Source organism: Qipengyuania intermedia (genome assembly GCF_019711615.1).
In the GTDB taxonomy this organism is placed as follows: Bacteria; Pseudomonadota; Alphaproteobacteria; order Sphingomonadales; family Sphingomonadaceae; genus Qipengyuania; species Qipengyuania intermedia.
The window spans coordinates 968,586-994,486 of the sequence record NZ_JAIGNS010000001.1; the positions used below are offsets into that span (position 1 = coordinate 968,586).

The 25,901-nt window shown below is 62.2% G+C and carries 25 protein-coding genes; 16 read left to right on the top strand and 9 right to left on the bottom strand.

Features of this window, described 5'->3' with window-relative positions:
* The 8 genes from purE to K3179_RS04825 are packed head-to-tail and all read left to right on the top strand — an operon-like array spanning position 1 to position 8,032.
* Positions 1-483: a 5-(carboxyamino)imidazole ribonucleotide mutase gene (gene purE, locus K3179_RS04790; protein ID WP_160596010.1), complete on the top strand. Its 483-nt coding sequence runs from the start codon at positions 1-3 to the stop codon at positions 481-483.
* A complete protein-coding gene (locus K3179_RS04795) occupies positions 483-1,541 on the top strand; it encodes a 5-(carboxyamino)imidazole ribonucleotide synthase (RefSeq protein ID WP_221562705.1) in 1,059 nt (352 codons plus the stop codon). The genes purE and K3179_RS04795 overlap by 1 nt, the downstream gene beginning before the upstream one ends.
* Complete coding sequence (locus tag K3179_RS04800; RefSeq protein WP_221562706.1) at positions 1,538-2,014, top strand: dihydrofolate reductase; 477 nt, start codon at positions 1,538-1,540, stop codon at positions 2,012-2,014. The genes K3179_RS04795 and K3179_RS04800 overlap by 4 nt, the downstream gene beginning before the upstream one ends.
* Positions 2,011-3,180 carry a dipeptidase gene (locus K3179_RS04805; protein ID WP_221562707.1) on the top strand — a complete coding sequence of 390 codons (1,170 nt, stop codon included), beginning with the start codon at positions 2,011-2,013 and terminating at the stop codon, positions 3,178-3,180. The genes K3179_RS04800 and K3179_RS04805 overlap by 4 nt, the downstream gene beginning before the upstream one ends.
* Positions 3,177-4,118: a bifunctional riboflavin kinase/FAD synthetase gene (locus K3179_RS04810; RefSeq protein ID WP_221562708.1), complete on the top strand. Its 942-nt coding sequence runs from the start codon at positions 3,177-3,179 to the stop codon at positions 4,116-4,118. The genes K3179_RS04805 and K3179_RS04810 overlap by 4 nt, the downstream gene beginning before the upstream one ends.
* Complete coding sequence (gene ileS, locus K3179_RS04815; protein ID WP_221562709.1) at positions 4,111-7,086, top strand: isoleucine--tRNA ligase; 2,976 nt, start codon at positions 4,111-4,113, stop codon at positions 7,084-7,086. The genes K3179_RS04810 and ileS overlap by 8 nt, the downstream gene beginning before the upstream one ends.
* Positions 7,083-7,625 (top strand): signal peptidase II, encoded by a 543-nt coding sequence (lspA, locus tag K3179_RS04820; RefSeq protein ID WP_221562710.1) that lies wholly within the window; start codon positions 7,083-7,085, stop codon positions 7,623-7,625. Before ileS ends, lspA begins: the two co-directional genes overlap by 4 nt.
* Positions 7,622-8,032 (top strand): DUF3035 domain-containing protein, encoded by a 411-nt coding sequence (locus tag K3179_RS04825; RefSeq protein ID WP_221562711.1) that lies wholly within the window; start codon positions 7,622-7,624, stop codon positions 8,030-8,032. The genes lspA and K3179_RS04825 overlap by 4 nt, the downstream gene beginning before the upstream one ends.
* Before the next feature lie 24 nt (positions 8,033-8,056).
* Here K3179_RS04825 and K3179_RS04830 read toward each other — a convergent pair whose 3' ends face one another.
* A complete protein-coding gene (locus K3179_RS04830; RefSeq protein WP_221562712.1) occupies positions 8,057-9,382 on the bottom strand; it encodes a hemolysin family protein in 1,326 nt (441 codons plus the stop codon).
* Between the two features lie 168 nt (positions 9,383-9,550).
* On the opposite strand from K3179_RS04830, the gene K3179_RS04835 reads away from it, so the two are divergent.
* A complete protein-coding gene (locus tag K3179_RS04835) occupies positions 9,551-10,243 on the top strand; it encodes a YiaD family glycine zipper/OmpA-like lipoprotein (protein ID WP_090477182.1) in 693 nt (230 codons plus the stop codon).
* Positions 10,244-10,312: 69 nt separating this feature from the next.
* Here the strand turns inward: K3179_RS04835 and K3179_RS04840 are convergent, their stop codons facing one another.
* Entirely contained in the window at positions 10,313-11,095 is a 783-nt protein-coding gene (locus K3179_RS04840) for a 3'(2'),5'-bisphosphate nucleotidase CysQ (protein WP_221562713.1), read from the bottom strand.
* A gap of 119 nt (positions 11,096-11,214) precedes the next feature.
* On the opposite strand from K3179_RS04840, the gene sucC reads away from it, so the two are divergent.
* The 6 genes from sucC to K3179_RS04870 all read left to right on the top strand — a co-directional run bounded on the left by sucC (position 11,215) and on the right by K3179_RS04870 (position 17,084).
* Complete coding sequence (gene sucC / locus K3179_RS04845; protein ID WP_221562714.1) at positions 11,215-12,414, top strand: ADP-forming succinate--CoA ligase subunit beta; 1,200 nt, start codon at positions 11,215-11,217, stop codon at positions 12,412-12,414.
* 112 nt (positions 12,415-12,526) lie between these two features.
* Positions 12,527-13,213 (top strand): FkbM family methyltransferase, encoded by a 687-nt coding sequence (locus tag K3179_RS04850; protein ID WP_221562715.1) that lies wholly within the window; start codon positions 12,527-12,529, stop codon positions 13,211-13,213.
* A 269-nt stretch (positions 13,214-13,482) separates the two neighbouring features.
* Positions 13,483-14,229, top strand: a complete 747-nt coding sequence (locus K3179_RS04855; RefSeq protein ID WP_221562716.1) for an electron transfer flavoprotein subunit beta/FixA family protein — start codon at positions 13,483-13,485, stop codon at positions 14,227-14,229.
* A 27-nt stretch (positions 14,230-14,256) separates the two neighbouring features.
* Positions 14,257-15,186 carry an electron transfer flavoprotein subunit alpha/FixB family protein gene (locus K3179_RS04860; RefSeq protein WP_221562717.1) on the top strand — a complete coding sequence of 310 codons (930 nt, stop codon included), beginning with the start codon at positions 14,257-14,259 and terminating at the stop codon, positions 15,184-15,186.
* A gap of 61 nt (positions 15,187-15,247) precedes the next feature.
* Positions 15,248-16,177 (top strand): energy transducer TonB, encoded by a 930-nt coding sequence (locus tag K3179_RS04865; protein ID WP_221562718.1) that lies wholly within the window; start codon positions 15,248-15,250, stop codon positions 16,175-16,177.
* A gap of 43 nt (positions 16,178-16,220) precedes the next feature.
* The gene (locus K3179_RS04870) at positions 16,221-17,084 is read left to right on the top strand and encodes a TonB family protein (protein ID WP_221562719.1); all 864 of its coding nucleotides are present in this window, start codon (positions 16,221-16,223) and stop codon (positions 17,082-17,084) included.
* A gap of 5 nt (positions 17,085-17,089) precedes the next feature.
* Here the strand turns inward: K3179_RS04870 and K3179_RS04875 are convergent, their stop codons facing one another.
* The 6 genes from K3179_RS04875 to K3179_RS04900 all read right to left on the bottom strand — a co-directional run bounded on the left by K3179_RS04875 (position 17,090) and on the right by K3179_RS04900 (position 24,272).
* Positions 17,090-18,307 (bottom strand): DUF445 domain-containing protein, encoded by a 1,218-nt coding sequence (locus K3179_RS04875; protein WP_221563032.1) that lies wholly within the window; start codon positions 18,305-18,307, stop codon positions 17,090-17,092.
* A gap of 82 nt (positions 18,308-18,389) precedes the next feature.
* Entirely contained in the window at positions 18,390-21,860 is a 3,471-nt protein-coding gene (locus tag K3179_RS04880) for an efflux RND transporter permease subunit (protein ID WP_221562720.1), read from the bottom strand.
* A gap of 4 nt (positions 21,861-21,864) precedes the next feature.
* A complete protein-coding gene (locus tag K3179_RS04885) occupies positions 21,865-23,061 on the bottom strand; it encodes an efflux RND transporter periplasmic adaptor subunit (protein ID WP_221562721.1) in 1,197 nt (398 codons plus the stop codon).
* A 214-nt stretch (positions 23,062-23,275) separates the two neighbouring features.
* Positions 23,276-23,542, bottom strand: coding sequence for a GlsB/YeaQ/YmgE family stress response membrane protein (locus K3179_RS04890; RefSeq protein ID WP_221562722.1), 267 nt, complete (start codon positions 23,540-23,542; stop codon positions 23,276-23,278).
* Positions 23,543-23,678: 136 nt separating this feature from the next.
* A complete protein-coding gene (sciP, locus tag K3179_RS04895; protein ID WP_090477161.1) occupies positions 23,679-23,978 on the bottom strand; it encodes a CtrA inhibitor SciP in 300 nt (99 codons plus the stop codon).
* The gene (locus K3179_RS04900; RefSeq protein WP_221562723.1) at positions 23,979-24,272 is read right to left on the bottom strand and encodes a hypothetical protein; all 294 of its coding nucleotides are present in this window, start codon (positions 24,270-24,272) and stop codon (positions 23,979-23,981) included.
* A gap of 105 nt (positions 24,273-24,377) precedes the next feature.
* Between K3179_RS04900 and mnmA the strand changes: the two genes are divergently transcribed.
* The gene (gene mnmA, locus K3179_RS04905) at positions 24,378-25,532 is read left to right on the top strand and encodes a tRNA 2-thiouridine(34) synthase MnmA (protein ID WP_221562724.1); all 1,155 of its coding nucleotides are present in this window, start codon (positions 24,378-24,380) and stop codon (positions 25,530-25,532) included.
* Here the strand turns inward: mnmA and K3179_RS04910 are convergent, their stop codons facing one another.
* On the bottom strand, positions 25,533-25,871 hold the full coding sequence (locus K3179_RS04910; protein WP_221562725.1) for a hypothetical protein: 339 nt from the start codon (positions 25,869-25,871) through the stop codon (positions 25,533-25,535). It abuts the gene before it with no gap.
* Positions 25,872-25,901 lie beyond the last annotated feature (30 nt).

Below are 25,901 nucleotides of genomic sequence, written 5' to 3' on the forward strand. Positions count from 1 at the left end.
ATGGGGGCAAAGGTCGCAATTGTCATGGGGAGCCAGTCGGACTGGAAGACTATGACCTGCGCAGCCGAAGTGCTGGAGGAACTGGGTGTGGAGACCGATGTGCGGATCGTCTCCGCCCACCGGACACCGGACCGGATGTACGATTTCGCCAAGGCCGCAGAGGCCGATGGTTTTCATGTCATCATCGCAGGGGCAGGCGGCGCGGCTCACCTTCCCGGCATGATCGCGGCCCTGACCCACATTCCCGTCCTCGGCGTCCCGGTCCAGTCCAGGGCCTTGTCCGGAGAGGACAGCCTTCTCTCAATCGTGCAGATGCCTGCAGGCGTCCCGGTCGGCACTCTCGCAATTGGCGAAGCGGGAGCCACAAATGCCGGCCTTTTGGCTGCGGCAATTCTGGCCAACGGGGACACCGCGCTAGCAGCACGGCTCAAGGCCTGGCGCCAGGCGCGCAGCGATGCCGTCACAGAGCGGCCGGAAGACTGATGCTGAAGCGGGGCTCGACGATCGGTATCCTGGGAGGGGGCCAACTCGGCCGGATGATGGCCGTCGCCGCGACCCAGCTCGGATATCGCTGCATCGGCTATTCGCCGGAAGGCGATAACGTCGCTGCCGAGGTCTGCGAGGACTTCTTCACCAATCGCTGGGACGACCAGGCTGCTCTGGCGGCATTCGCCGCGCGTTGCGACGTCGTCACCTGGGAATTCGAGAACGTGCCGGTCGCGACCGCCCGGGCATTTCCTTCCGACAAGATATTCCCCGACCCCAAGGCTCTCGAAACGGCGCAGGACCGCCTCAACGAGAAAAGGTTTATCGAGGGGCTGGGTGGCAAGCCGGCGGCCTATGCGAAGATCGATTCCCAGAGCGATCTCGAAGCGGCGACCGACCGGCTTGGCGCGCCCGGCATCGTGAAGACCCGCCGCGACGGTTATGACGGCAAGGGCCAGTGGCGCATCATGTCGGGCCGCGATGCCGCCGCCCTCAAACTCCCCGATGTCCCCGCGATCTATGAAGGTTTCGTGGAATTCGATGCCGAGTTTTCGGTCATCCTCGTGCGGGCTCAGGATGGCGAAATCCGTTTCTGGGACAGTTCGCGCAACGTGCATGAAAGCGGTGTTCTCGCAGCGTCCTACCTTCCGGCCGGAGAAGCGGTCGAACCTCAGGTAGAGCGGGCACGCAAGCTGGCTGGACAGGTGGCCGATGCCCTTGGCTACGTCGGCGTGCTGACGCTCGAATTCTTTGCAACTCACGAAGGGCCCATCTTCAACGAGATGGCACCCCGGGTGCACAATTCCGGCCACTGGACCATCGAGGGCGCGGCAACCAGCCAGTTCGAGAACCACATCAGAGCCGTTGCGGGACTGCCCCTCGGCGACACGCGCACCACAGCCAGCGCTGTCGACATGCGCAACATCATCGGCCGCGATATCGAGGGTGCACATGCATTTCTCGCGGATGCCGACACCCACCTGCACGACTACGGCAAATCGGAAGTCCGTGAAGGGCGCAAGATGGGCCATCTCACCCGCCTGACCCGCGCATGAGCCTGTTCTGTATCTATGCACGCTCCGCCAATGGCGCGATCGGCAAGAATGGCCAATTGCCCTGGCACCTGCCCGCAGACCTGAAGCGCTTCAAGGCGCTCACCATGGGCCAGCCGATGATCATGGGTCGCAAGACCTTTGAGAGCCTTCCCGGGCTTCTGCCCGGACGGCGCCACATCGTCCTCACCCGGAAAGAACGCTGGGATTCAACGGGCGCCGAAGTGGTGCGCTCTTCCGAAGAGGCGATTGCCATCGCAGGCGAGAGCGCTGCCGTCATTGGCGGTGCCGCGATATTCGACGTTTTCCTGCCTCTGTCGGATCGGGTAGAATTGACGGAGATTCACCAGGATTTCGATGGCGATGTCTTCATGCCTCCGCTCGGTCCTGAATGGGAAATCGCCGGACGCGAGGACTTCGATGCCCAGGCAGACACTCCCGCCTATTCCTTCCTGACCTACGAGCGGTCGGAATGAAGCTGCGCATTATCATCGGCCTTGGGATCGCCGTCCTTCTGGCGATAGCCGCGTTCTTCGCCTTCGGTCCCGCAATGGTGGAGCGAGGCATGAACAAGATTGACGGGAAGCCGTTGATCGCTGTCTCCGACGAAGCAAGAGCGCTTCATGAAAGCCTCACTATCGTCGATCTGCATTCGGACACGCTATTGTGGGATCGGGACCTTCTCGAGCGTAGCGACCGGGGGCATGTCGATCTCGCTCGCCTTGAGCAGGGCAACGTCGCGCTGCAGATTTTTTCCAGCGTCACAAAGACGCCGCGCGGCCAGAATTACGAGGCCAATGGAGCGGATACCGACAACATCACACCGCTTGTAATCGCCCAGCTCCAGCCGGTGAGGACATGGGGGAGCCTGCTGGAACGCTCGCTCTATCACGCTCAAAAACTGGATCGGGCGGTTGCCAACTCGCCGAACCGCCTCGTCTCGATCGATAGCAGTAATGACCTTGACAGGCTCGTTGGCCTTCGCGCCGCAAGGGACAATCGTATCGGCGTCCTGTTCAGCGCCGAAGGCTTGCAAAGCCTCGAAGGCGACATCGACAATCTCGAGACGCTATACGCTGCCGGAATGCGCATGGCGGGGCTCACGCACTTCTTCGACAACGAGCTGGCCGGTTCGATGCATGGCCTCGAAAAGGGCGGCCTCACCGACATGGGCCGGGAAGCCGTGCGCCGAATGGAGGCCATGGGAATGATCGTGGATATCGCCCATTGCAGCCATCAGTGCGTTTCGGAGATCCTCGCCATGGCGACCCGCCCCGTGGTCTCGAGCCATGGCGGCGTGCAGGCGACCTGCGAGGTCAATCGCAACCTGACAGACGATGAAATTCGCGGTGTCGCGGCGACCGGCGGCATCATCGGCGTCGGCTATTGGGAAGGCGCCGTCTGCGACACTTCCCCTCGCGCCGCTGCGAAAGCGATGAAACATATTCGAGATCTGGTCGGGATCGAACATGTCGCGCTGGGCAGCGACTATGACGGCGCGGTCACCGTGCGGTTCGACACCTCCGAACTGACGCAGGTCACACAGGCCCTGCTCGATGAAGGTTTCTCCGAAGAGGAAATCCGCGCGGTGATGGGCGGCAATGCGCTGCGCGTGATCGGCGAAGGGCTGGTGCCGCAATGAGGTTCCTCGACCACAGGGACCCGCTGCCCGAGAGCCTGCGCGGCGCGATCATCGCACTCGGCAATTTCGACGGGTTCCACCTCGGCCACCAGGCCGTCGCGAAGCAAGCGATCGACTGGGCGCGTGCAGAGGGCCGCCCCTCGATCATCGCGACCTTCGATCCGCATCCGGTCCGCCATTTCAAGCCGGACGCCCCGCCTTTCCGCCTGACCACACTGGAACAGCGGCAGGAACTTTACCTTGCCGCCGGTGCGACCGCGATGCTGGTCTTCCACTTCGACGGCGAGTTGGCGGGGACAACCGCAGAAGACTTCGTGAAGGTCCTGCTGGCCGAGCATCTCGGCGCGGCGGGTGTCGTCACCGGCGAAGACTTCACTTTCGGCAAGGCGCGCGGCGGCAATTTCGACAAACTCGTCTCGCTCGGCAGGGAAGTCGGGATCGAGGCACGCGCTGCTCAGCCGGTTCTCGATGGCGGCAAGCCAGTCTCTTCCAGCCGCGTGCGCGAGGCGCTGCGCGAGGGCGATCCACAGGAAGCCGCACGCCTGCTTACCCGGCCCTTCGCGATCCGCGGGATTGTCGAGCATGGTGACAAGCGCGGGCGGACGATCGGCTATCCCACTGCGAACCTGTCGATCGAACACTATTTGCGTCCCAAATACGGCATCTACGCCGTGACGGGCCGAATCCTTTCGACCGGCCAGGAACTCCTCGGCGCGGCGAATATCGGGGTCCGCCCCCAGTTCGAGCCGCCCAAGGAATTGCTCGAGCCATATTTCTTCGATTTTTCCGGCGATCTTTATGGCCAGGAAATCGAAGTGGCCTTCCATCACTTCCTGCGCGGCGAGGCGAAGTTCGATTCGCTGGACGAGCTCACCGCGCAGATGGAGAAAGATTGCTTGGAAGCGCGCCATCTACTAAGCGCGCGCGGCAATGACTGAACAGCGCGATTACAAAGACACGGTCTTCCTTCCCAAGACCGATTTTCCCATGAAGGCCGGCCTCCCCCAGAAGGAGCCGAAGATCCTTGCGCGCTGGCAGGAACAAAATCTCTACGAAGAGCTGCGCGAGGCCCGCAAGGACCGCGAGAAGTTCATCCTTCACGACGGCCCGCCCTACGCCAATGGCGACATGCATATCGGCCATGCGCTGAACCGCATCCTCAAGGATATGGTGGTGCGCAGCCAGACGCTGCTCGGCAAGGACGCGCCCTTCGTGCCCGGCTGGGACTGCCACGGCCTGCCGATCGAGTGGAAGGTGGAGGAACAGTTCCGCAAGAAGAAGCGCGACAAGAATGCGATCCCAGCGAGCGAATTCCGCGCCGAATGCCGCGCCTATGCGCAGAAATGGGTCGACGTTCAGCGCGAACAGCTGAAGCGCCTCGGCCTGATGGCGGATTTCGACAATCCCTATCTCACCATGCAGTTCGAAAGCGAGGCGACCATCGTTGCCGAGCTGATGAAGTTTGCCGAAGCCGGAAACCTCTATCGCGGATCGAAGCCGGTGATGTGGTCGCCGGTCGAAGAAACCGCGCTGGCCGAAGCCGAGGTCGAATATGAGGACATCACCTCGACCCAGATCGACGTCGCTTTCGAGATCGTGGAATCGCCGATTGAGGAACTGGTCGGCGCGCATGCGGTGATCTGGACCACCACGCCGTGGACGATCCCGGTGAACCAGGCTTTGGCCTATGGGCCGGACGTTGAGTATCAGCGTATTTCAGTAAGCCTCGATATTGATGTCGACTTGCCGGACGGTTCGGACGAACTTGCCCGGTGGATGCGCAACTGCGACTTTTTGCTGAATAATTCATTCCTCGTTGCTACTGAACTGGTCGAAGTCTTTGCAGAACGTGTGAGGCGTGCGGTGCAAGACAGCGTGGATCCGACAGCAGGGATCACATTAGATGATCTCTACATCAGCTGGGCGGGCAAAGGCTGCGAACTCGCCGGAACCGTCGCCCGCCACCCGATGCACCATCTCGGCGGGTTCTACGCCAAGCCGCGTCCGCTGCTAGCAGGTGATTTCGTCACCACCGACAGCGGTACGGGCCTCGTCCATATGTCGCCCGACCATGGCGAGGACGACTTCCTGCTCTGCCGCGAGCACGGCATCGAGCCGGTCTTCGCAGTCATGGGCGACGGGCGCTATCGCGACGACTGGGAATGGCTGGGCGCATCCGATGACCGCCGCCGTGCGGTCATCAACAAGGCTTTCAATGCGCCCGACGGACCGATCTGCTCGGACCTTCGCGAAGCGGGTGCGCTGCTGTCGGCCAGCGACGACTACCAGCACTCCTACCCTCACAGCTGGCGCTCGAAGGCGAAGGTCATCTATCGCTGCACGCCGCAGTGGTTCGTGCCGATGGACAAGCCGCTCGACACCGGCGACTTCGACGTGGCTGTGCCCGAAGGCTTCGGCGCTGCCATCGCGCTCGCCACCAGCAAGGACCATTCGACCTTGCGCGAAATCGCCATGCGCGAGATCGAGCGGGTGAAGTTCTATCCCGAGAAAGGCCGCCGCCGCATCGGCTCCATGGTCGAAGGCCGCCCCGACTGGGTGCTGTCGCGCCAGCGCGCATGGGGTGTGCCGATCACGCTCTTCGTGCGTAGCGACGGTTCCTATCTGCAAGACCCGCAGGTGAATGCCCGCGTTGTCGCAGCCGTGCGCGAACAGGGCGTCGATGCCTGGGACGAAAGCCGCAAGGCCGAATATCTCGGCGCCGACCACGACCCGGCAGAGTTCGAGATGGTCACCGACATTCTCGACGTCTGGTTCGATTCGGGTTGTACCCACGCGTTTACGCTCGAAGGCGACCGCTGGCCCGACCAGCGCTGGCCCGCCGACCTCTATCTCGAAGGCAGCGACCAGCATCGCGGCTGGTTCCAGTCGAGCCTGCTCGAAAGCTCCGCCACCCGCGGACGCGCCCCTTATGACGCGGTGCTGACCCATGGGTTCACCATGGACAAGCAGGGCAAGAAGATGTCGAAGAGCCTCGGCAACACCATCGACCCGCTGAAGGTGATGGAACAGTACGGCGCGGACATCATCCGCCTCTGGGCGCTCTCCGTCGACTTCACCGAAGACCATCGCATCGGCGATGAAATCCTCAAAGGCGTGGGCGACCAGTACCGCCGCCTGCGCAACACGTTCCGTTACCTTCTCGGCGCGCTCGACGGGTTCGTCGGCGACATGGGCGATGTGGGCGAGATTCCCGAGCTGGAGCGTTATGTGCTCGCGTTGCTCGCCGATCTCGACGGCAAGCTGAAGGCCGCGCTCGAGAGTTACGACTACAACACCTACACGCGCCTGCTGGTCGAATTCTGCAACGAGGACCTGTCCGCGTTCTATTTCGATATCCGCAAGGACTGCCTCTATTGCGACGGCCCGGATAGCGTGAAGCGCAATGCTTATCGCACGGTGCTCGACCTGCTGTTCCATGCGCTGGTCCGCTATGCCGCGCCGGTGCTCGTGTTCACCGCCGAAGAGGCATGGACCACGCGTTACCCCGACGGCGGCAGCGTGCACCTGCTCGACTGGCCCGCAGTGCCAGGCGTGACTGCCGACGGGGCCCGCTGGGATGCCTTGCGCGAATTGCGCGAGCGGGTGACCGAAGCGATCGAGCCGCTGCGCCGTGACAAGACCATCCGCTCCAGCCTCGAAGCAGACGTCATCGTTCCCGCCAGCGCCGTGCCCGAAGGCTTCAGCGACGAAGACCTCGCCGAACTGTTCATCACCGCGTCAGTGACGCGCGGCGATAGCGACATGGTGACTGTCACTCGAACCGGCGAATCCAAATGCGGCCGTTGCTGGCGCCTGCTGCCCTCGGTTTCCGAGGACGGCGCGCTGTGCGATCGCTGTGACGACGTAATCGAGCAGATGGACGCTGCCGGGAGTGCGGGCGAATGACCCCGGTCCTACGCAATCGCCTCATCGGCGTGGCAATCGCGTTTGCGATCTATGCGGCCGACCAGGTCGTCAAATGGTGGGTCGACGGCCCGCTCGGCCTGAAAAGGCAGCACGACAAGATGGACCTGCTGCCGTTCTTCGACCTGTACCGCATCCACAATTACGGCGTGTCTCTTGGCATGTTCGAGGCGACAAGTCCGGAAACGCGGTGGCTCCTCGTCGGCGTCACGGCGCTGATCGCTCTGCTGGTCACGGTATGGATGTTCCGTGAGAAGCTGCTTGGCGACATTCTCGGCCTCTCCCTGATCCTCGGCGGTGCGCTCGGGAATATCAAGGATCGCTACGAACTGGGCTATGTCCTCGACTATGCCGACTTTCACATCGGGGATTTCCGCCCCTTCCTCATTTTCAACATCGCAGATGCCGCTATCACCATCGGCGTCGTAATCATCCTTGCCCGCGCGTTCTTCATGAGCGACAAGGAAGTCGACGACATGATGGACGGCAAGACGGCAGACGCCGCGGAGAGCAATACATGAATACCTTCACTCGCATCGCCCTGGTGAGCGCCGCCGCAAGCACGCTCGCAGCCTGTGGCAGCGGCGGTTTCCTCAATCGCGAACGTCCCGACGAATTTGCCGTGCAGCGCCAGGCTCCGCTGGTCGTTCCGCCGGACTTCAATCTTGTCCCGCCGGCACCGGGTGCTCCGCGTCCGGCAGAAGGCACGGCTGCGGAACAGGCTCTCGAAGCCCTGTTCGGTGGACCTGCTGCGCGTAGCTCGGTCGAAACTTCGGTCCTCGACCGTGCTGGTTCTTCCGAGCCGGGCATTCGCAGCATGATCGGCAGCGAAGGCACCAATACGGTCGCCAAGGGCAGCGTGACGCGCGATATCGTGGCCGCGCCCGAAGGCGACGGTGCTACGGCGCAGGCCGTCATTCCGGGCTGATCACGCTTCCCGGTCCGGGAAGCTTCAGCCCCCGTCGTCTTCGGAAGCCTTTGCTCCGTCCAGTGCGCTGACCAGGAGCTTGTCGATCCGGCGTTCGTCGAGATCGATAACCTCGAAGCGCCAGCCTTGCTCTTCAAACCACTCGCCCTCGGCGGGTAGCTTCTTCAGCACTGCGAGCACGAAACCGGCGACGGTCGCGAATTCGCGGTCTTCGCCATATTCTACGCCCAACCTGTCGGCGAGCGCATCGGCGCTCAGAGAACCCGACACCAGCAGCGAACCATCCGCACGCTCCACGATACCGGGCGAATCGCCCGGATCCTGGTCGCTTACAAAGTCGCCCACGATTGCCGTGAGGAGATCGACCGGCGTCACGATCCCGTCGAGATGGCCGTATTCGTCATGGACCATGGCCATGGCGATATCGGCCTGCTGCAGGACGCGCAGGGCATCCACGGCATCGAGCTGGTCCGGAACGACCTCAGCCTTGCGCAAGAGATCCTGCAGGACCACCGGACCTCCGGCTACTTGTGCCGCCAGGATTTCGCGTACCCTCACGAGGCCGAGGACCTTGTCGGGGGATCCGTCCGCGACGGGCCATACCGAATGGGGACTTTCCGCTAGGAGATTCGAAATAGCTTCCTCGTCAGCGGCAATATCGATCCAGTCGATTTCGGTCCGCGGCGTCATCACTTCGCGTACGGGACGTTCGGCAAGGCGGACCACGCCGGACAGCATCTGGTGCTGTTCGTGCTCGATCACCCCGCTTCGCGTCGCTTCGGCGAAAAGCATGTGCAGTTCTTCCGCAGTTACGGCGCTCTGGCCGGCCGGGCGTACGCCGAGCAGGCGGATGATCAGGCTGGAGGACGTATCGAGAAGCCACACAAGCGGAGCGGCGACCTTCGCGATGAAGGCCATCGGCAGCGCCATAGCCGTGGCGATCGGCACGGCAGCGCGCAGCGCGATCTGCTTCGGCACCAGCTCCCCGATGACGAGGCTGAAATAGGTGGTCAGTGCGATCACCAGGGCAAATCCGACCTGAGGCGCCCATTCCGCGGGTAGCCCGATGGCGGCGAGACGCTCCCCGACCGGACCGCCGAGGCTGGCGCCGGAGTATGCACCTGCCACGATGCCGACCAGGGTGATCCCGATCTGCACGGTCGAAAGGAACTTGCCCGGATCCGCCGCCAAAGCGATGGCCGCTTTGGCGCCCGCGCTGCCTTGCTGGGCTGCGCCTTGCAGCCGCCCGGTGCGCGCCGAAACGATAGCGAGTTCGCTCATGGCAAAAACGCCGTTGAGCATGATGAGCCCGGCGATGATGAGCAAGTCTGTCCAGGGAAAGGGTGTCACAGTCCTGCGCTAGCACAAATTATCGCGCATGCCAGTGCTTCGCGGAACACTGGGCCGTTTCGCTTGTTGGGAACTTTCAGAGGCGCTGGTGGGCGCGTCCCACATGGCGTGTCGGCACCGGCTCGTAAGGAGCCGCTGGCCGTCATAACTCTAGAAGGGGATATATTTATGCAAAAATCACGGATTTTCCTCGCAGGTTTCTCGGCAGTCGCCCTCATGGGCACCTCGGCCTGCGTCACCGACCCGAACACGGGTGAAAAGAAGATTTCGCGCACCGTCCTCGGCGGCGTCGGCGGTGCAGTCGCCGGCGGCCTGCTTGGTGGCGTCATCGGTGGCAAGACCGGCCGTATTATCGGTGCTGCAGGCGGTGCAGCTGCCGGCGGCTATGTCGGCTACAAGATGGACCAGCAAATCAAGGAGCTCGAAGAGCAGACTGCCGGTTCGGGCGTAGACGTCAGCGAAGTCGATGGCGGCGAGGCTATCCTCGTGAACCTGCCGGACGGCGTGACGTTTGCTACTGGCAGCGCCACGATCAACAGCGCTTTCCGCCAGACCCTCGACCGGGTCGCGCAGAACCTAGTCCAGTATCCGAACAGCCTGATCGACGTGTACGGCTACACCGACACCGTTGGTGCCTCGGACTTCAACCAGCGCCTCTCGGAGCAGCGTGCGCAGGCAGTCGCAAACTATCTGACCAGCCGCGGCGTGAGCTCTTCGCGCATCCGCTGGATGGGCTTTGGTGAAACCAATCTCGCGGTCCAGACTGCGGACGGCGTTGCCGAACCGCTCAACCGCCGCGTCGAAATCAAGATTATCCCCTTCGACCAAGACGATGTCGAAGCAGCCCAGCAGGGCAACTGATCCGAGCCTTTCGGAAAAGTCGCAGGAAAGGGGCCGGGCCAAAACCCGGTCCCTTTTTTGTTGGGGGTGCTATTTGGAACCCAGGGTCGCAGCCCGTTCGGCGAGATGCGCAACCGTTGCGGAATGGATGCCGGGGGCGCTCACGACCATGCCGAACTCGCGCGGGTCGCGCTTGTTGTAATTCAGCTTGCGCCCGAAGGCGTCCGAGACAGCCGCGCCCGCTTCGCGCGCGATGAGAGCCGCTGCCGCAATGTCCCACTCAAAGCCCCAGCGCAGGGTCGCGACCAAGTCGGCTTCGTCCGCCGCCACCATCGCCATGCGTAGCGCAATCGAGTTGGGCTGGTAAACTTTCTCAAGCATCCGGTCCTGTTTCATCAGGTCTGCTGCAGGGACACGGGCACCGGTGAATTCCTCGCGCTTGGAGGAAACAAGCTTCTCGCCGTTTCTCCAGGAACCCTGTCCTGCAGTTGCTTGCCAGACTTCCTTACGGGCGGGCGCACAGAGCGAGCCGATCAGCGGCCGACCTGCACTTATCAGGGCAACGGACACCGCCCAGCCCGGACGGCCACGAATGAAATCGCGGGTTCCGTCGATAGGATCGACGAGCCAGATAAGATCGCGGTCGAGACGCGCCGGATCGTCGACCGTCTCTTCCGAAAGCCAGCCGGCCGCAGGCAACAGCGCGCCCAATTCTCGCTTGAGGAAGGCGTCGACGGCCAGATCGGCTTCGCATACCGGGCTGCCTGGAGTCTTTTCCCAGGTACGCACGTCGTTGCCCGCGCCTGGCCAGAGGTCCAGCGCGATCCGTCCCGCTTCGGAGACGATCGATTCGAGTCGCTTTGCGTCGATCATGGATGGGAAGCGCCCCTGCACCCGAAAGTCGCACTTTTCAAGCGGGGCCAGACATGCTTATGCGGCCCCGCAACTCGATTCCCTCCAGCCGCGCTGAACGCGAAGGACGAAAGCCCGAAATGAACATCCACGAATACCAGGCCAAGGAACTGCTCGCGAAATACGGCATCGCCGTCCCTGCGGGTCATGCAGCACTCACCGTCGAAGAGGCGGTTGAAGGCGCCAAACAGCTTCCGGGCCCGCTCTACGTGGTAAAAGCACAGATCCACGCCGGCGGCCGCGGCAAGGGCAAGTTCAAGGAACTCGGCCCCGATGCGAAGGGCGGCGTCCGCCTGTCGAAGAGCATCGAGGACGTCGAAGCGAACGCCAAGGAAATGCTCGGCAATACGCTGGTCACGATCCAGACCGGTGATGAAGGCAAGCAGGTCAATCGCCTCTACGTGACCGATGGTGTCGACATCGCGCATGAATACTATCTCTCGATGCTGGTCGACCGCGCCAGCGGCCAAGTCGCCATGATCGCTTCGACCGAAGGCGGGATGGACATCGAAGACGTCGCGCACGAGACGCCCGAAAAGATCACCACGATCACCATCGACCCGGCACAGGGCTTCATGCCCCACCATGGCCGCGCGGTAGCCTTCGCCCTCAAGCTGACGGGCGACACAAACAAGCAGTGCCAGAAGCTCGCCAAGCAGCTCTACACCGCCTTCATGGACCTCGACATGGAAATGCTCGAGATCAACCCGCTGGTGGAAGACAAGGACGGCAACCTGCTCGTCCTCGACACCAAGATGAGCTTCGACGGCAACGCGCTCTACCGCCACAAGGACGTGGAAGCGATGCGCGACGAGACCGAGGAAGACCCGGCCGAAGTCGAAGCGAGCGAATACGACCTCGCCTACATCAAGCTCGACGGCAACATCGGCTGCATGGTCAACGGCGCAGGCCTCGCCATGGCGACGATGGACATCATCAAGCTCAACGGCGCTTTCCCCGCGAACTTCCTCGATGTGGGCGGCGGCGCAACGACCGAGAAGGTCACTGCGGCGTTTAAGATCATCCTCAAGGACCCTGCGGTCGAGGGTATTCTCGTGAACATCTTCGGCGGCATCATGCGCTGCGACACCATCGCCGAAGGTATTGTTGTCGCGGCCAAGGAAGTCGAGCTCGACGTGCCGCTGGTCGTCCGTCTCGAAGGTACCAATGTCGAGAAGGGCAAGGAAATCCTCGCCAACTCGGGCCTGCCGATCGTGCCGGCAGACGATCTGGGCGACGCAGCCAAGAAGATCGTGGCCGAAGTGAAGAAGGCCGCCTGATTGCGGGCTGGCGGGCGGACAAAACAGATTGTCCGCCCCTCCACCCAAGCGCTTGCTCGACCAATTTCGCGAGCTCGTACCGCGGCAGATCAAAGCGAGTATTTTCGATAGATTGATCACCAGTCCCGCGCTGTCGCGCTGGGCGGCCGGGACCGATGGGATCGTGAAAAGCCGGGGCCTCCGGTTCGATATCAGCGGCGAACACAGTCATCACGCCGGAGCCCTTCGGCTCGGGCTGTACGAGCGTGCAGAGCGCTACATGGCGGCTTCGTTTTACGACGGCACCCGCGACGTGGTGGAATTGGGCGCGTCGCTAGGGGTCATCTCTTGCGAACTGGCACGACAGCGTAAACCCGGTATCCGGCTGATCGCCGTCGAGGCCGAACCCACACTGGCCGAGCGCGCACTCCGCAATCTCAAGCTCAATGGTTTCGTCGATGCGCATGTAGAGAACCTTGCGATCGATTACAGCGGCGCACAATCGGTCGGTTTCGCTAGCGGGCTCGGACTCGCCGGACGCGTTACCGACAGTGGCGATCTGCAGGTGCCCGCCAGCACTCTCTCCGGACTTCTTGAGACATATGCTGTCGGCGAATTCGACCTGGTCATGGATATCGAAGGGGCAGAGGATGCGGTTCTACGAAACGAGTTCGACGCCCTGCAACGGTGTGGGCGCATCCTGTGCGAATTCGACAGCGATCACCTCGATGCCGAAGGCACCCCTCCGCTTCTCGCGCAGCTTGGCTTCCGGATGATCTATCGCCACGAATCCTGCGCAGCGTTCGAGCGTATCGACTAGTTCCGGTCTCGAAATTGGCGTCGCAATTACGGCGCCAAAGGCAGCAGCGATCAACCAGACGCGCATCGCTTTCACCTTGCCGATCAAGCGGAAACAATTCTGCGCACCAAGGATAGTTAAAGAGACTGCTCTGCCGCGCTTGACCTGCAGTTTTCTGCGGGCGAGGGAATCGGAAGAGCAAAAGGATTTCGGGGCCCACCAACTTGACGTTTACGTAAACGCAAGCTAGGCGGGCGCCACAGTTTCAAATCGAGAGGAAGGTAACTCCCATGAAAATCCTCGTCCCCGTCAAGCGGGTGATCGATTACAACGTCAAACCGCGCGTGAAAGCCGACGGTTCGGGCGTGGATCTCGCCAATGTGAAAATGAGCATGAACCCCTTCGACGAAATTGCCGTCGAAGAAGCCATTCGCATCAAGGAAGCGGGTAAGGCGGAAGAAATCATTGCCGTATCCGTCGGCCCGGCCAAGGCTCAGGAAACGCTGCGCACTGCACTCGCCATGGGTGCGGACCGTGCGATTCTCGTCGAAACCGACGATGACGTCGAACCGCTCGCGGTCGCCAAAATCCTCAAGGCTATCGCCGGGGAAGAGCAGCCCGGCATCGTCATGCTCGGCAAGCAGGCGATCGACGACGATTCGAACCAGACCGGCCAGATGCTCGCAGCCCTTATGGGCCGTCCGCAGGGCACCTTCGCCAACACGGTCGAAGTCGATGGCGACAGCGTCACCGTGAAGCGCGAAGTCGATGGCGGCCTCGAGACCGTAAAGCTCACGCTTCCTGCGATCGTCACCACCGACCTTCGCCTGAACGAGCCGCGCTATGCATCGCTGCCCAACATCATGAAGGCGAAGAAGAAGCCGCTCGATACCAAGAGCCCGTCCGACTACGGCGTCGACACAGCGCCGCGCCTCAAGACAACCAATGTCTCCGAACCGCCGGTTCGCCAGGCTGGCGAGAAGGTCGAAGACGTTGACGCGCTGGTCGCCAAGATCAAAGCGCTCGGCATCGCGTAAGAACCCGGACAGGAAAGGAATAGACTTATGAAAACTCTCGTCTGGGTCGAACACGACAATGCCGAGATGAAGGACGCCACTCTCGCTGCGGTTACCGCCGCCAGCAAGCTGGGCGAGGTTCACCTTATCGTAGCAGGCTCGGGTTGCCGCGCCGTTGCGGAACAGGCCGCCAAGGTCGCCGGAGTGGGCAAGGTCCACCTCGCCGACGATGCGGCTTACGAGCATGCGCTAGCTGAGAACGTCGCCCCCCTGATCGCCGATCAGATGGGCCACCACGACGCTTTCGTCGCACCCGCCACCACCACCGGCAAGAACATCGCGCCGCGCGTCGCTGCTCTTCTCGATGTCATGCAGATTTCGGACATCCTTTCGGTCGAAGGCGACAAGACCTTCACTCGGCCGATCTACGCCGGTAACGCGATTGCGACCGTCGAAAGTTCCGATGAAAAGCTCGTCATCACTGTTCGCGGAACTGCTTTCGACAAGGCGGCAACCGAAGGCGGCAGCGGCACGATCGAGGAAATCTCCGGCCCTGCCGATGCTGGCCTGTCCAGTTTCGTAAGCGCGGAGATCGCCGAGAGCGACCGCCCGGAACTCACCAGTGCCAAGGTCATCGTATCGGGTGGCCGTGCGCTCAAGGACGGCGAGACCTTCGAACAGATCATCACGCCGCTGGCGGACAAGCTCGGTGCGGGCATCGGCGCATCGCGCGCCGCAGTGGATGCCGGTTACGTTCCGAACGACTACCAGGTGGGCCAGACCGGCAAGATCGTGGCCCCGGAAGTCTATATCGCCATCGGCATCTCAGGCGCGATCCAGCACCTTGCGGGCATGAAGGATTCCAAGACCATCATCGCCATCAATAAAGACGAGGACGCGCCGATCTTCCAGGTCGCGGACATCGGCCTCGTGGCGGATCTGTTCAAGGCAGTGCCCGAACTGACCGAAAAGCTTTAAATAAAGCATTCGCTTGAATTAAAAGTCCCTTCGTCACATAGTTGTGGCGGAGGGGTTTTTCATGACTGGTCGCAAATTCACGTTTTTGTTCGCTGCATTGCCGATTTTGATCTCGGGCGTGGGGCCTGTCTCGGCTGCGGAGCGTGAACCGGTCGCCCTCTCGCCCATCGGTCCGTGGCAACTGGATATGGGCGAAGACAGGTGCCGTCTCGCTCGCCTGTTCGGGTCCGACGAAGAAAAAACCGTTTTCATTCTCGACCAGTGGGGTCCGTCGGTCTCGGCACAATGGGCAGTCGCGGGACCGATGGTTCGTGATGTGAAAATCACCGGGCGAGCCGGCTTTCAGTTCGGACCCGGCGGAGACAGTGAGGACTTCCGTTATACCGGCGCAACGCTCGGCGATTACGGGGCAGTGGTCGCGGGCGAAACCACTGTCGCGGCAAGACCCGACGCCGAGCGAGGGGATAATGAGCGCGACTGGCTTACCGAGCCACGAGGGCTCCCGGCGCTCGATGCCGCGAGTGCGGCTTCAGTCGACAGCCTTTTCATAGACCAGAGAGGATCGGCATCCTTCACGCTCGGACTGGGCGAGATGGAGAAGCCCCTTCGCGCCTTCAACCTTTGCATGGAGAAGCTCGTCGAAAGCTGGGGCTTCGATGTCGAGGAGCAGCGGGAGGTGGCGACACCGCCGCGGATCACCAACATGGATCTTGTTGCGGGTCGTATCACGCGTGAATATCCGGCCGAAGCTTTAAGGAAGGGCGCGCAAGCAGACTTCCATTTGCGCCTCAATGTGGGCGATGACGGCAGCGTTGAGAAATGCACCCTTCTCAACCAGACGCTCGCTGAAGGTTTCGACATGAAGCGTCACCCGTGCACGATTTTCCAGTCCGATGCCGCAATCGAGCCGGCCCGCAAACTCGATGGTGCGGCGGTCCGGAGTTTCTACACCACCAGGATCGTTTACCGGATGCGCGGTAACGTGCCCTGACGATTAGCCGTCCCGGCTTTGCAGCACAGTAACAGGAAGAGTGATGCGATCACCGATCTTCGCAATCTTGACGGTCGCTTTGGCAGCATCGGCTACCAACACCTCGGCGCAAGAGAATGCGGCAATCTATCAGCCGTCGACCGAGTGGTCGGTCGAGAGACTGACCGACCGATGCGTAGCGAGGAGAGCTTTCACGCATGAACAAGACACTGCCAAGCTCGTTTTCGAGCACGGCGGTAGCGGCGACGCATTCAACGTGACGATCATCGGCGACGCGGTGCGGAACACTCGTGGCCCCCTGATAAGCATTCAGTTCGGGCCGGAAGAAAAACCAAGCGGGCGAAATTATATCTCTGCCAAGACACGCGGCGGAGAAGCTGCGTTGGTTCTTTACGGCGTCCGGTTCGCCCCGGCGGAAAGAATTGCCGATGGGAGCCTCGCGGTCGAAACTATCGACGCCGAGCGCATGGCCGCCATCGAATTCCTGCAGATCGAGCGTGCCGGTCTGAAGCGTTTCCGACTGGAAACGGGCGATCTTTCAGAGCTTGGCGAAGCTATCGACCAGTGTACCGCTGCGCTGGAAAAGACCTTCCTGTCCACGGAGAAAGGCGGGAGGGTCGCTCAAGGAGCGGTGCCCCTGGATCAGGGCACCTGGGTACAGTCCAGCGATTATCCCGGTCTGATGCAGAAATACGGCATGGGTGCAAGGATCGCCGTAAGACTGACGGTCGGCACGGCGGGGCGCGCCACGTTCTGCCAGATCCAGGACTCGACAGTACCCCAGATGTTCGAAGATGCCCTCTGCCTTGCTCTGATGAAACGGGCAAAGTTCGAGCCCGCTCTCAATGACCAAGGCGAAGAAGTGCCTTCATACTGGAACCTGACGGTAGACTTCAAAGCAGGTTGAGGTGCTCACATCGACGCGAGCAGTTGGCTCCCGGCATGAAGGGTAACCCCCACCAGCCCGCCCACGAGCGTCCCGTTGATGCGGATGAACTGGAGGTCGCGGCCAACGGCCCCCTCTACCCGGTCGGTTAGTGTCGTGGCGTCCCAGCGCCGCACGGTTTCCGACACCAGTTGCACGATCTGGTCTCCGTAGCGCGTCGCGATGCCGACAGCCGTCCGGCGGGCGAAACGATTGACCTGCATCTGCAGCCGATCGTCATCACGCAAGGCCGCGCCAAGCTCGCCGAGGGTCTCTCCAAGATAGGACGGTCCGACACCGCCCGAATCCTTGATCGTGCGGATCAGCCGGGCGCGGATTCTCTCCCAGACCCCCTGCCACCAGTCGGCAATCGCAGGATTGGTCAGCAGTTCCCGCTTCAGTCGCTCGACCCGCTCCTGCATCTCGGGATCATCCCGCAGACCCTTGGCGAGTTCCTCGAGCCCCTCTTCGATCTTGTCGCGCAAGGGATGTTCGGGATCGACGAGAACTTCCGCCAGAAGCTTGTAGAGGCCATCGATCACCGAATTGGCCAGTCGTTCGTCGAGGCCCGTAAAGCGCAGGACGGCATTGGCGCGCTTGTGCACCATGTCGCGCACGAGCGCTTCGTTGTCCTCCAGGACAAGTCCTGCCCAGCGGATGATCTTGTCGATCAGCGGCTTATGGCGGCCATCCGCGATCATCGCCTCCAGCATGCCGCCTAACAGGGGAGCGATTTCCAGCTTTTCGATTTGTGCTGCAATTCCGCTGCGCACCTGCGTGCCCAGTCGGTCGGGATCGAGCGATTCCAGTACTTCGACCGCAAGGTCGCCCGCCCCGGCGCGGATGCGTGTGTCCTGGGCGGCTTTAGGGTCTGCCAGATAAGATCCGACAGCGCCTGCAAGGTTCATGGTGCCCATTCGCCGCGCCACGACCTGGGGGGTGAGGAAGTTGCTGCGCAGGAAGTCCGCCATCGTATCGGCGATGCGGTCCTTGTTCTCCGGGATGATCGCCGTGTGGGGGATCGGCAGGCCGAGCGGCCGACGGAATAGCGCGGTAACGGCAAACCAGTCGGCAAGGCCGCCGACCATCGCCGCCTCGGCAAAGGCATGAAGGTAACCCCACGCCGGATGGAGAGCGAGATAACGGCCGGACAGGACGAACACCGCGGCCATGAGAACCAGCATGCCGGTGGCCGCGCGCCGCATGGTACGCGCGCGGTCCGGTGGAAGCTGTCCCGCGTTAGCTCGGGAAGGGTAGGTCAACTCATCCGCCATAATCAGGCGACGATCACTCCGCCGGATCGATCCCGGCTTCTGGATGCGCGCCACCGGACGCCGGCTTGCCATCGTCGCCCGGACGATATGTCAGGAAGCGCCTGCGCATCCAGGGTCCTGCACGCTTTTCGAAGCCATCCGCCAGGCTGAAACCGGCCGGAACGATCAGCAGCGTCAGCAGGGTGGAGAGGATCAGGCCGCCGATCACCATCGTGCCCATCGGGGCGCGCCAGGCACCGTCACCAGACCCAAGTACGCCCGACAGCGCCGTCGGCACCATGCCCGCCGTCATTGCAACGGTCGTCATGACGATCGGCTGTGCGCGCTTGTGCCCCGCATCGATGATTGCATGAAGCTTGCGCGTCCCGCGATCCATTTCCTCGATGGCGAAGTCGATCAGCAGGATGGAGTTCTTCGAGACGATGCCGAGCAGCAGCAGGATGCCAATATACACCGGCATGGATTGCGGCTGGCCGAACATCCAGACCAGCAGGATACCACCAAGAGGAGCCAGCGCCAGCGAGGTCATGTTGACCAGCGGGCTCATCAGGCGCTTGTAGAGCAGGACGAGCACGGCAAACACCAGCAGCACGCCCGACATGATGGCGATCAACAGGCTGGAAATCAGCTCCTGTTGCCACTCGTCCTCGCCCACCACGTCGCGGATGACGCCTTGCGGCAGGTCCTGGAGGATGGGGAGCTGGTCGATTTCCTGCTGGGCCTCGCCCTTCACAACGCCTTGGGCAAGATCGGCGCCGACCAGAACGCGGCGGTTCTGGTTGTAGCGCTGGATCGCCGTGGGTCCGGAACCGAAGGAGACTTCCGCAACGCGCGACAGCGGAACAGATCCACCCGAGGCCGTCGGGACGGGCAGGTTCCTGATAGTGTCGAGGTTCTCGCGCGATTGCTCGGGCAATTTCACCCGGATCGGGATCTGACGATCGGACAAAGAGAACTTGGCTGCGTTCTGTTCGATCTCGCCCATGGTGGCGATACGGATCGTCTGGCTGAGCGCGACGGTGGAAACGCCGAGCTCGGCAGCAATGTTATCGCGCGGGGTGATCAGGATTTCCGGCCGGTTGATGTCGGCACTGATGCGCGGCGCAACGAGAGCATCGATACCCTTCATCTGTTCGACGAGCGTAGCCGCTGTCTCGTTCAGCAGATCGGGATCGGAACCGGCGAGCATGACCGTCATGTCACGGCCGGAACCGAAGCCGCCCGATTGCGACGCGAAACGGACGCGGGCATCGGGGATCTGCGCGAAGACCGGTGCGATCGCGCGCTCGAACTCGATCGAGGTCCGTTCGCGGTCGGGGCGAAGCGTCACGTAGATCGTAGCCTGCCCTTCGCGTACACGCTCCAGAGCGAGTTCGACTTCCTGCTGGTTGTAGAGGATGTCCGCGACCTGGTCGACGACGCGCTCGGTCGTTTCCAGCGTGGTACCCGGGACCATTTCGATCTCGACGCGGCTGTTCTCGTCATCGATGACCGGCTGGAACTGCGCCGGGGTGATCGAGAACAGAAGGATGGTCAGCAGGAGCGAGAAATACCCGACGCCAAGCATCCACACACGGTGGTCGAGGAAGCGCGCGCGCATGTACTGCCAGCCTTCGCGTATATTCTGGCCGCAGAAGCGCACGACCAGCCCTATGGCCGCAAAGAGAGCTATGATGGCCAGGAAGCCCGCGCCAAGCGACGCCAGAAGCTGGAGGAGCTCGATGAGACGCGAGACAAGGCCGGCAAAGAAGCCGTCATCCGATCCGACGACGGTCTCTACGAGTTCCAGCCCCGTCAACATGCCCGATACACCAAAGGTCGCAACGGCAGATACTACCAGCGTCACAAGCACGACGCTCAGCAGGCCGATAACATAGAGCCACCTGCGGCGCGGGCTTTCGACGCCGTCGCGTGCCGCATACATCTTGCCGCGGTCGAGCGACCAGCGCAGCACGTCCATGTAGCGGTCCATCATCGGACCTTCGCCGTGCGATTGCTGGCCCTGCGCCTTCAGGAAGTAAGCGGCAAGCATCGGCGTGATCATTCGCGCCACGGCAAGGGACATGAGCACGGCAACCACTACGGTGAAGCCGAAGTTCTTGAAGAACTGGCCCGAGATCCCTGGCATTGCACCGACCGGGAAGAAGACCGCGACGATGCAGAAGCTAGTCGCCACGACCGGCAGGCCGATTTCATCGGCGGCGTCGATCGATGCCTGATAGGCGCTTTTGCCCATGCGCATATGTCGCACGATGTTCTCGATCTCGACGATAGCGTCGTCGACCAGGACCCCGGCCACAAGCGCCAAGGCAAGCAATGACAATTGGTTCAGGTTGAACCCGAGCAGGTCCATGAACCAGAACGTGGGAATGGCCGAGAGCGGGATGGCGACCGCCGAAATCGCCGTGGCGCGCCAGTCGCGCAGGAAGAAGAACACGACCACAACCGCCAGGATCGCGCCTTCGATCATGGCCGCCATGGCGCTGTCGTACTGGTTTTCCGTGTACTTGACCGTGTTGAAGAGGGGGATGAACTTCACACCGGGATTGGCCGCTTCGATCTCTTCGATCTGGACAAGAGCTTCCTCGAATACGGTTACGTCCGACGCACCCTTGGCGCGAGACATTGCGAAGTTTACGACCTCTTTGTCGCGCACCTTGCTGATCGAAGTACGTTCAGAAAAACCGTCACGTACCGTCGCGACATCGGACAACTTGACCGTGCGGCCACCACCGAGCTGGATCTGCCGTTCGCCGAGTTCGAAAGCGCTGGCATTATTGCCGAGAACACGAACCGACTGACGCGTGCCGCCGACTTCGGCCATACCGCCGGCTGCATCGAGATTGTTCTGGCGCAGTACGCTGTTGATCTGGCTGGCCGTTACCCCGAGCGCCTGCATGCGCGGTAGATCAAGGATGACCTCGATCTCGCGGTCGACGCCGCCGAAACGGTTGACCTCTGCCATGCCTTCGATGCCGAGCAGCTGCTTCGCGACAGTGTCGTCGATAAACCAGCTGAGGCCTTCGATCGTCATGTCGTCGGCTTCGACGGCGTAAATGGCAAGAAAACCGCCGGAAATCTCTTCCTTGGTGATCCGGGGCTCGAGGATACCGTCGGGCAAGCTGCCGCGAATCTGGTCTACCGCGTTCTTTACCTCTGCCACCGCATCGTTTGGATCGGTGCCGATTTCGAACTCGATGAATGTGTTCGAGCTACCCTCGCGCGCAGTGGAGTTCAGAGACGCCACGCCATTGATCGAACGCACTGCCGATTCCACGCGCTGGGTGATCTGGTTTTCGATTTCGGTCGGCGCTGCACCGGGCTGTGAGATCGTGACGTTGACCGCCGGAAATTCGATGTCGGGATTGTTCACGACATCCATGCGCATGAAGCTGATCAGGCCCGCCAGCAGCAGGGCAGTAAATGCAACCAGGGGAATGACCGGGTTTCGGATCGACCATGCGGAGATATTGCGGAAATTCACGCGTTTATTCCCCGTCCAGCTTGACCAGGTCCGGCACCACCGTTTCGCCTTCGGTCAGGAAGCCGCCGGCCCGCAGAACGACCTTTTCGGAACCGGTGAGACCTTCTGCGATAACGATACCGCGCGAAGTCACTTCACCCGTGGTTACGCTACGCCGCACGGCCTTGTTATCGTTGTCGATGACGTAGACGTAATCGCCCTCACGATCGGACAGGACGGCGCTTTCCGGAAGGATGGGCGCCACGAGTGTTCCGCTCGAAATCGTTGCGGTAGCAAAGCCGCCAGGCCGAAGTTCGGGAGCGTAAGGAAGCGCGATACGCACCGTGCCTTGGCGGTCCTGCGCGTTGATGGTCGGGGCGATCTGCCAAATCTGGCCGGAGAAAGTCTTTTCGGATCCCGACGGGGTCACTTCTGCGGACTCGCCCGGCGACAGGCGCGCAAGATCGTTTTCGCTGAGGCGCGCCAGCATTTCCATTTCGCCGCCCTTGGCGATCACGAACAGCGGCGGAGAGCCACCGCTGACCGTCTGGCCCGGCTCGACATTGCGTTCGAGCACCAGCCCCGCGCTCGGCGCCACGATGTTGAGACGCGCATTGCGTGCTTGCAATTCGCGCAGCGATGCCTGCGCCACGCGGACCCGCGCCACTGCCGCATCGCGGGTGGCGGTCAGGCGGTCGACATCGGCCTTGGAGACGAAGCCACGCTCCACCAGCTGCAGGGCGCGGTCGAGATTGGCCTGCGCCAGATTGGCGTCGGCCTGGGCGACCTGGATCTGGGCGGCAGCGCTTTGCGCCTGCTGCGTCTGGACCGAGCGATCGATTACCGCCAGCACTTGGCCCTGGCGCACCCAGCTACCCTGTTCCACCGGGACCGAGACGACCCGTCCGCCTTCACCGACCACGCCGACCGGCATGGAACGACGCGCGGCAATCGTGCCGGTGGCGGTAATTTCGCCGGTGACGGTCGTCCGGCCGGGTGCGATGACGCTGATCGAGGGCGCCTGCGCATCGCGATCGTCGTCGGCAGCCGTTTCGCCGCCCGACATCAACATGTAGCCGCCGATGATTGCCGCCAGCGCGAGAACAACGGCAATGACCCAGCGGCCCTTGCCGGTCTTGAAGCGTGCGAAACCGCCCCGCTCTGCGAACTTTACGTCCGAGGCATCACCAAGGTCGGATTTGATTTCGGTCTCGTAATTCATTCGTTCGCCCCGGTCGGTCACAACCTTTTCACTCGGCCACTGTATTAGTCGAGTAAATCACAATGCGCAAGACTGCGCGTTTCCGCCCTACGAGCGTGCTACGACGAGGGCAATGGCGCTCTCTATGAAGGGGCGACTTCGCCTGACGAACGGGCACGAAAAAGGGGCGGCGAGTTTCCCCGCCGCCCCGATCTGATCTCTGTAGGTTTCGGTGTTACCGGACCCGGCCACGCTGGACGAGGTTGGCGATGCCGAGCAATACGACTGCGCCGACAATTGCAATGATGAGGCCGGTCAGCGAGAATTCCTGGACGCTTCCCTGGACGCCGAGCAGCGGGCCGGCGATCAGGTTACCAAGGACCGAGCCTACGCAGCCGACGACGATGTTCCAGAAAATGCCCATCGAGGCATCACGGTTCATGACGAGGCTTGCGAGCCAGCCGGCAATACCACCGACGATAAGTGCGATAATCCAACCCATTGAACTTCCTCCTGTTATTTGCCGTCGCCCTCCCCTCGAAAGAGGCAAAATGACGGAAGAACCCCACACCGCATGGCGGAGCGGGGATAGTCGGAAAGCGAATGGATTCAGGTTTGGTTCCCGCTGCCGGAACCGCTCAGTACTTGAACTGGCGCTCGTAGAGATCGCGATAGTGCTGGATGCGGGTGACGCGCAGGCCCTGCATGCCGGAGCGATCGACCGCCCGCTGCCAGGATGCGAATTCTTCCAGCGTAAGCCCGTAACGCTCCAACACCTCGTCGATGGTCAGCAGACCGCCGTTGACGGCAGCTACGACCTCGGCCTTGCGACGCACGACCCAGCGCTTCGTCTTGGGCGACGGAAGGTCCTTCAAGGTCAGCGGCTCGCCAAGCGGGCCGATTACCTGTGCAGGGCGGATGTCCTGGTTCTCGATCATCTATTTCTCTTTGTCGCCATGCACCGCACCATTTGCGGCTCGAGAAGGGTTTAGCCCGGCTACTTTGCCATGCACTAAATCAGTGTGGTTAATGGCGCTTTTACCATTCTCGCAGTTTTCGCGCCGGACTTCGCCGAAGGCCTCGAAGCCGCCGACCGAACCCTTGGCGAGTTCGGCCCGCAATTCGCGAGTCGCCTCGAGGCGCGCGACCAGCTCGGTCCAGCGAAACCGCTGCAAAACCTCGCTTTCACGTCCCTCGACGAAAGCCTTTCTATTGATGTGCCCCTCAAACATGCCATCCTGAATAGCGCGCTATGGTAAAGAGACTGTGAAGCATCGCCCCCGGCGCAAAACCGTAAATGGTGGAGATGCGGCGCAAGGCCGTGTATGGGGCGCGCCATGCCCGAATCCCGTCTTCTCGAACCGGCCGCTGCGGCCGATCTTTTCGACCTGCCTCGCCCCGCCAGCGACTGCCGCATCGTCGTGGCGATGTCGGGCGGCGTGGATTCGTCCGTCGTGGCCGCCCTTGCTGCAAAAAGCGGGGCAGAGGTTATCGGCATAACCCTCCAGCTCTACGATTATGGCGCCGCCACGGGACGCAAGGGAGCATGCTGCGCGGGCGACGACATTGCGGATGCGCGCGCCGTCGCCGATCGCCTGGGTATTGCGCATTACGTCTACGATCACGAAAGCGCCTTTCGCGAGGACGTGGTCGAGGCATTTGCGGACGAGTATCTGGCCGGGCGCACGCCGGTGCCGTGCATCCGTTGCAACATGGGCCCCAAGTTCACCGACCTGTTTGCCATGGCTCGCGAGCTCGGCGCGGACTGCCTCGCCACCGGACATTACGTCCGCCGCGTCATGGGGCCCGCCGGAAGCGAGCTACACCGCGCAGTGGATCCCGCTCGCGACCAGTCCTATTTCCTATATGCAACGACGCAGGACCAGCTGGACTACCTCCGCTTCCCGCTTGGCGGATTGCCGAAAGCGGAAGTGCGCGAGCTGGCCGAAGCGGCCGGCCTGCGCAATGCGGCCAAGCCCGACAGCCAGGACATCTGCTTCGTGCCCGACGGCGACTACGCCAAGATCGTCAAGAAGATGCGTCCCGAGGGTGCGGCTGCGGGAGATATCGTCCACGCGGCGACAGGCGACGTTCTTGGCAAGCATCAGGGCGTCATCCATTATACCGTCGGCCAGCGCCGCGGCCTCGATATCGGCGGCCAGCCGGAACCGCTTTATGTCGTGGGCATCGATGCGGAAGCCGCCCGCGTCCTAGTCGGTCCAAAGCGGATGCTCGCCGTGTCGAGCGCGACCGTCATCGAGACGAACCGCATCGGCCCGGTTCCGGATGCAGGTTTGACGGCCAAGGTGCGCAGCATGGCTAAGCCGGTTCCGGTGACGATCGAAGGACCTTTCGGCGAAGGGACGAGAACGAGGATTCGCTTTGCTGAGCCAGAGTTCGGCGTGGCGCCGGGGCAGGCGGCCGTGATCTATGCGGGCGAACGCGTTGTCGGCGGCGGCTGGATCGACGAGACCGAACGCCTCACGGCGTAATCAGCTTTCCCATTCCTTGAGGATACAGCCATAGCCTTCGCGGTAGGTGGCCGTGTCCGAAGCGACCAGAGGCACGCTGGCGGTCACTGTCATCGAATCCGTGTTCTCGCTCAGCATCACGAATTCCATGCCCTCGAGCTTGTCCTTTGCGCAGTCCGAAAGGCTACGTCCGGCAACGAAGCGGCACGAACAGGCCACGCGTGCGCCATAGGCCGTGCCGGCCTCGGCCGTGCGCCTTACACTGTCGCCCCAGGCCAGCCACAGCGCGCTCGCCAGAACCGCGACGAGGATCAGGAGCCACAGCCAGCGGCTGGAAAGAATTGAGCGATTTTTCGCCATTGCGAGAGCGGTTTCCCCGTGCGAGTGCGT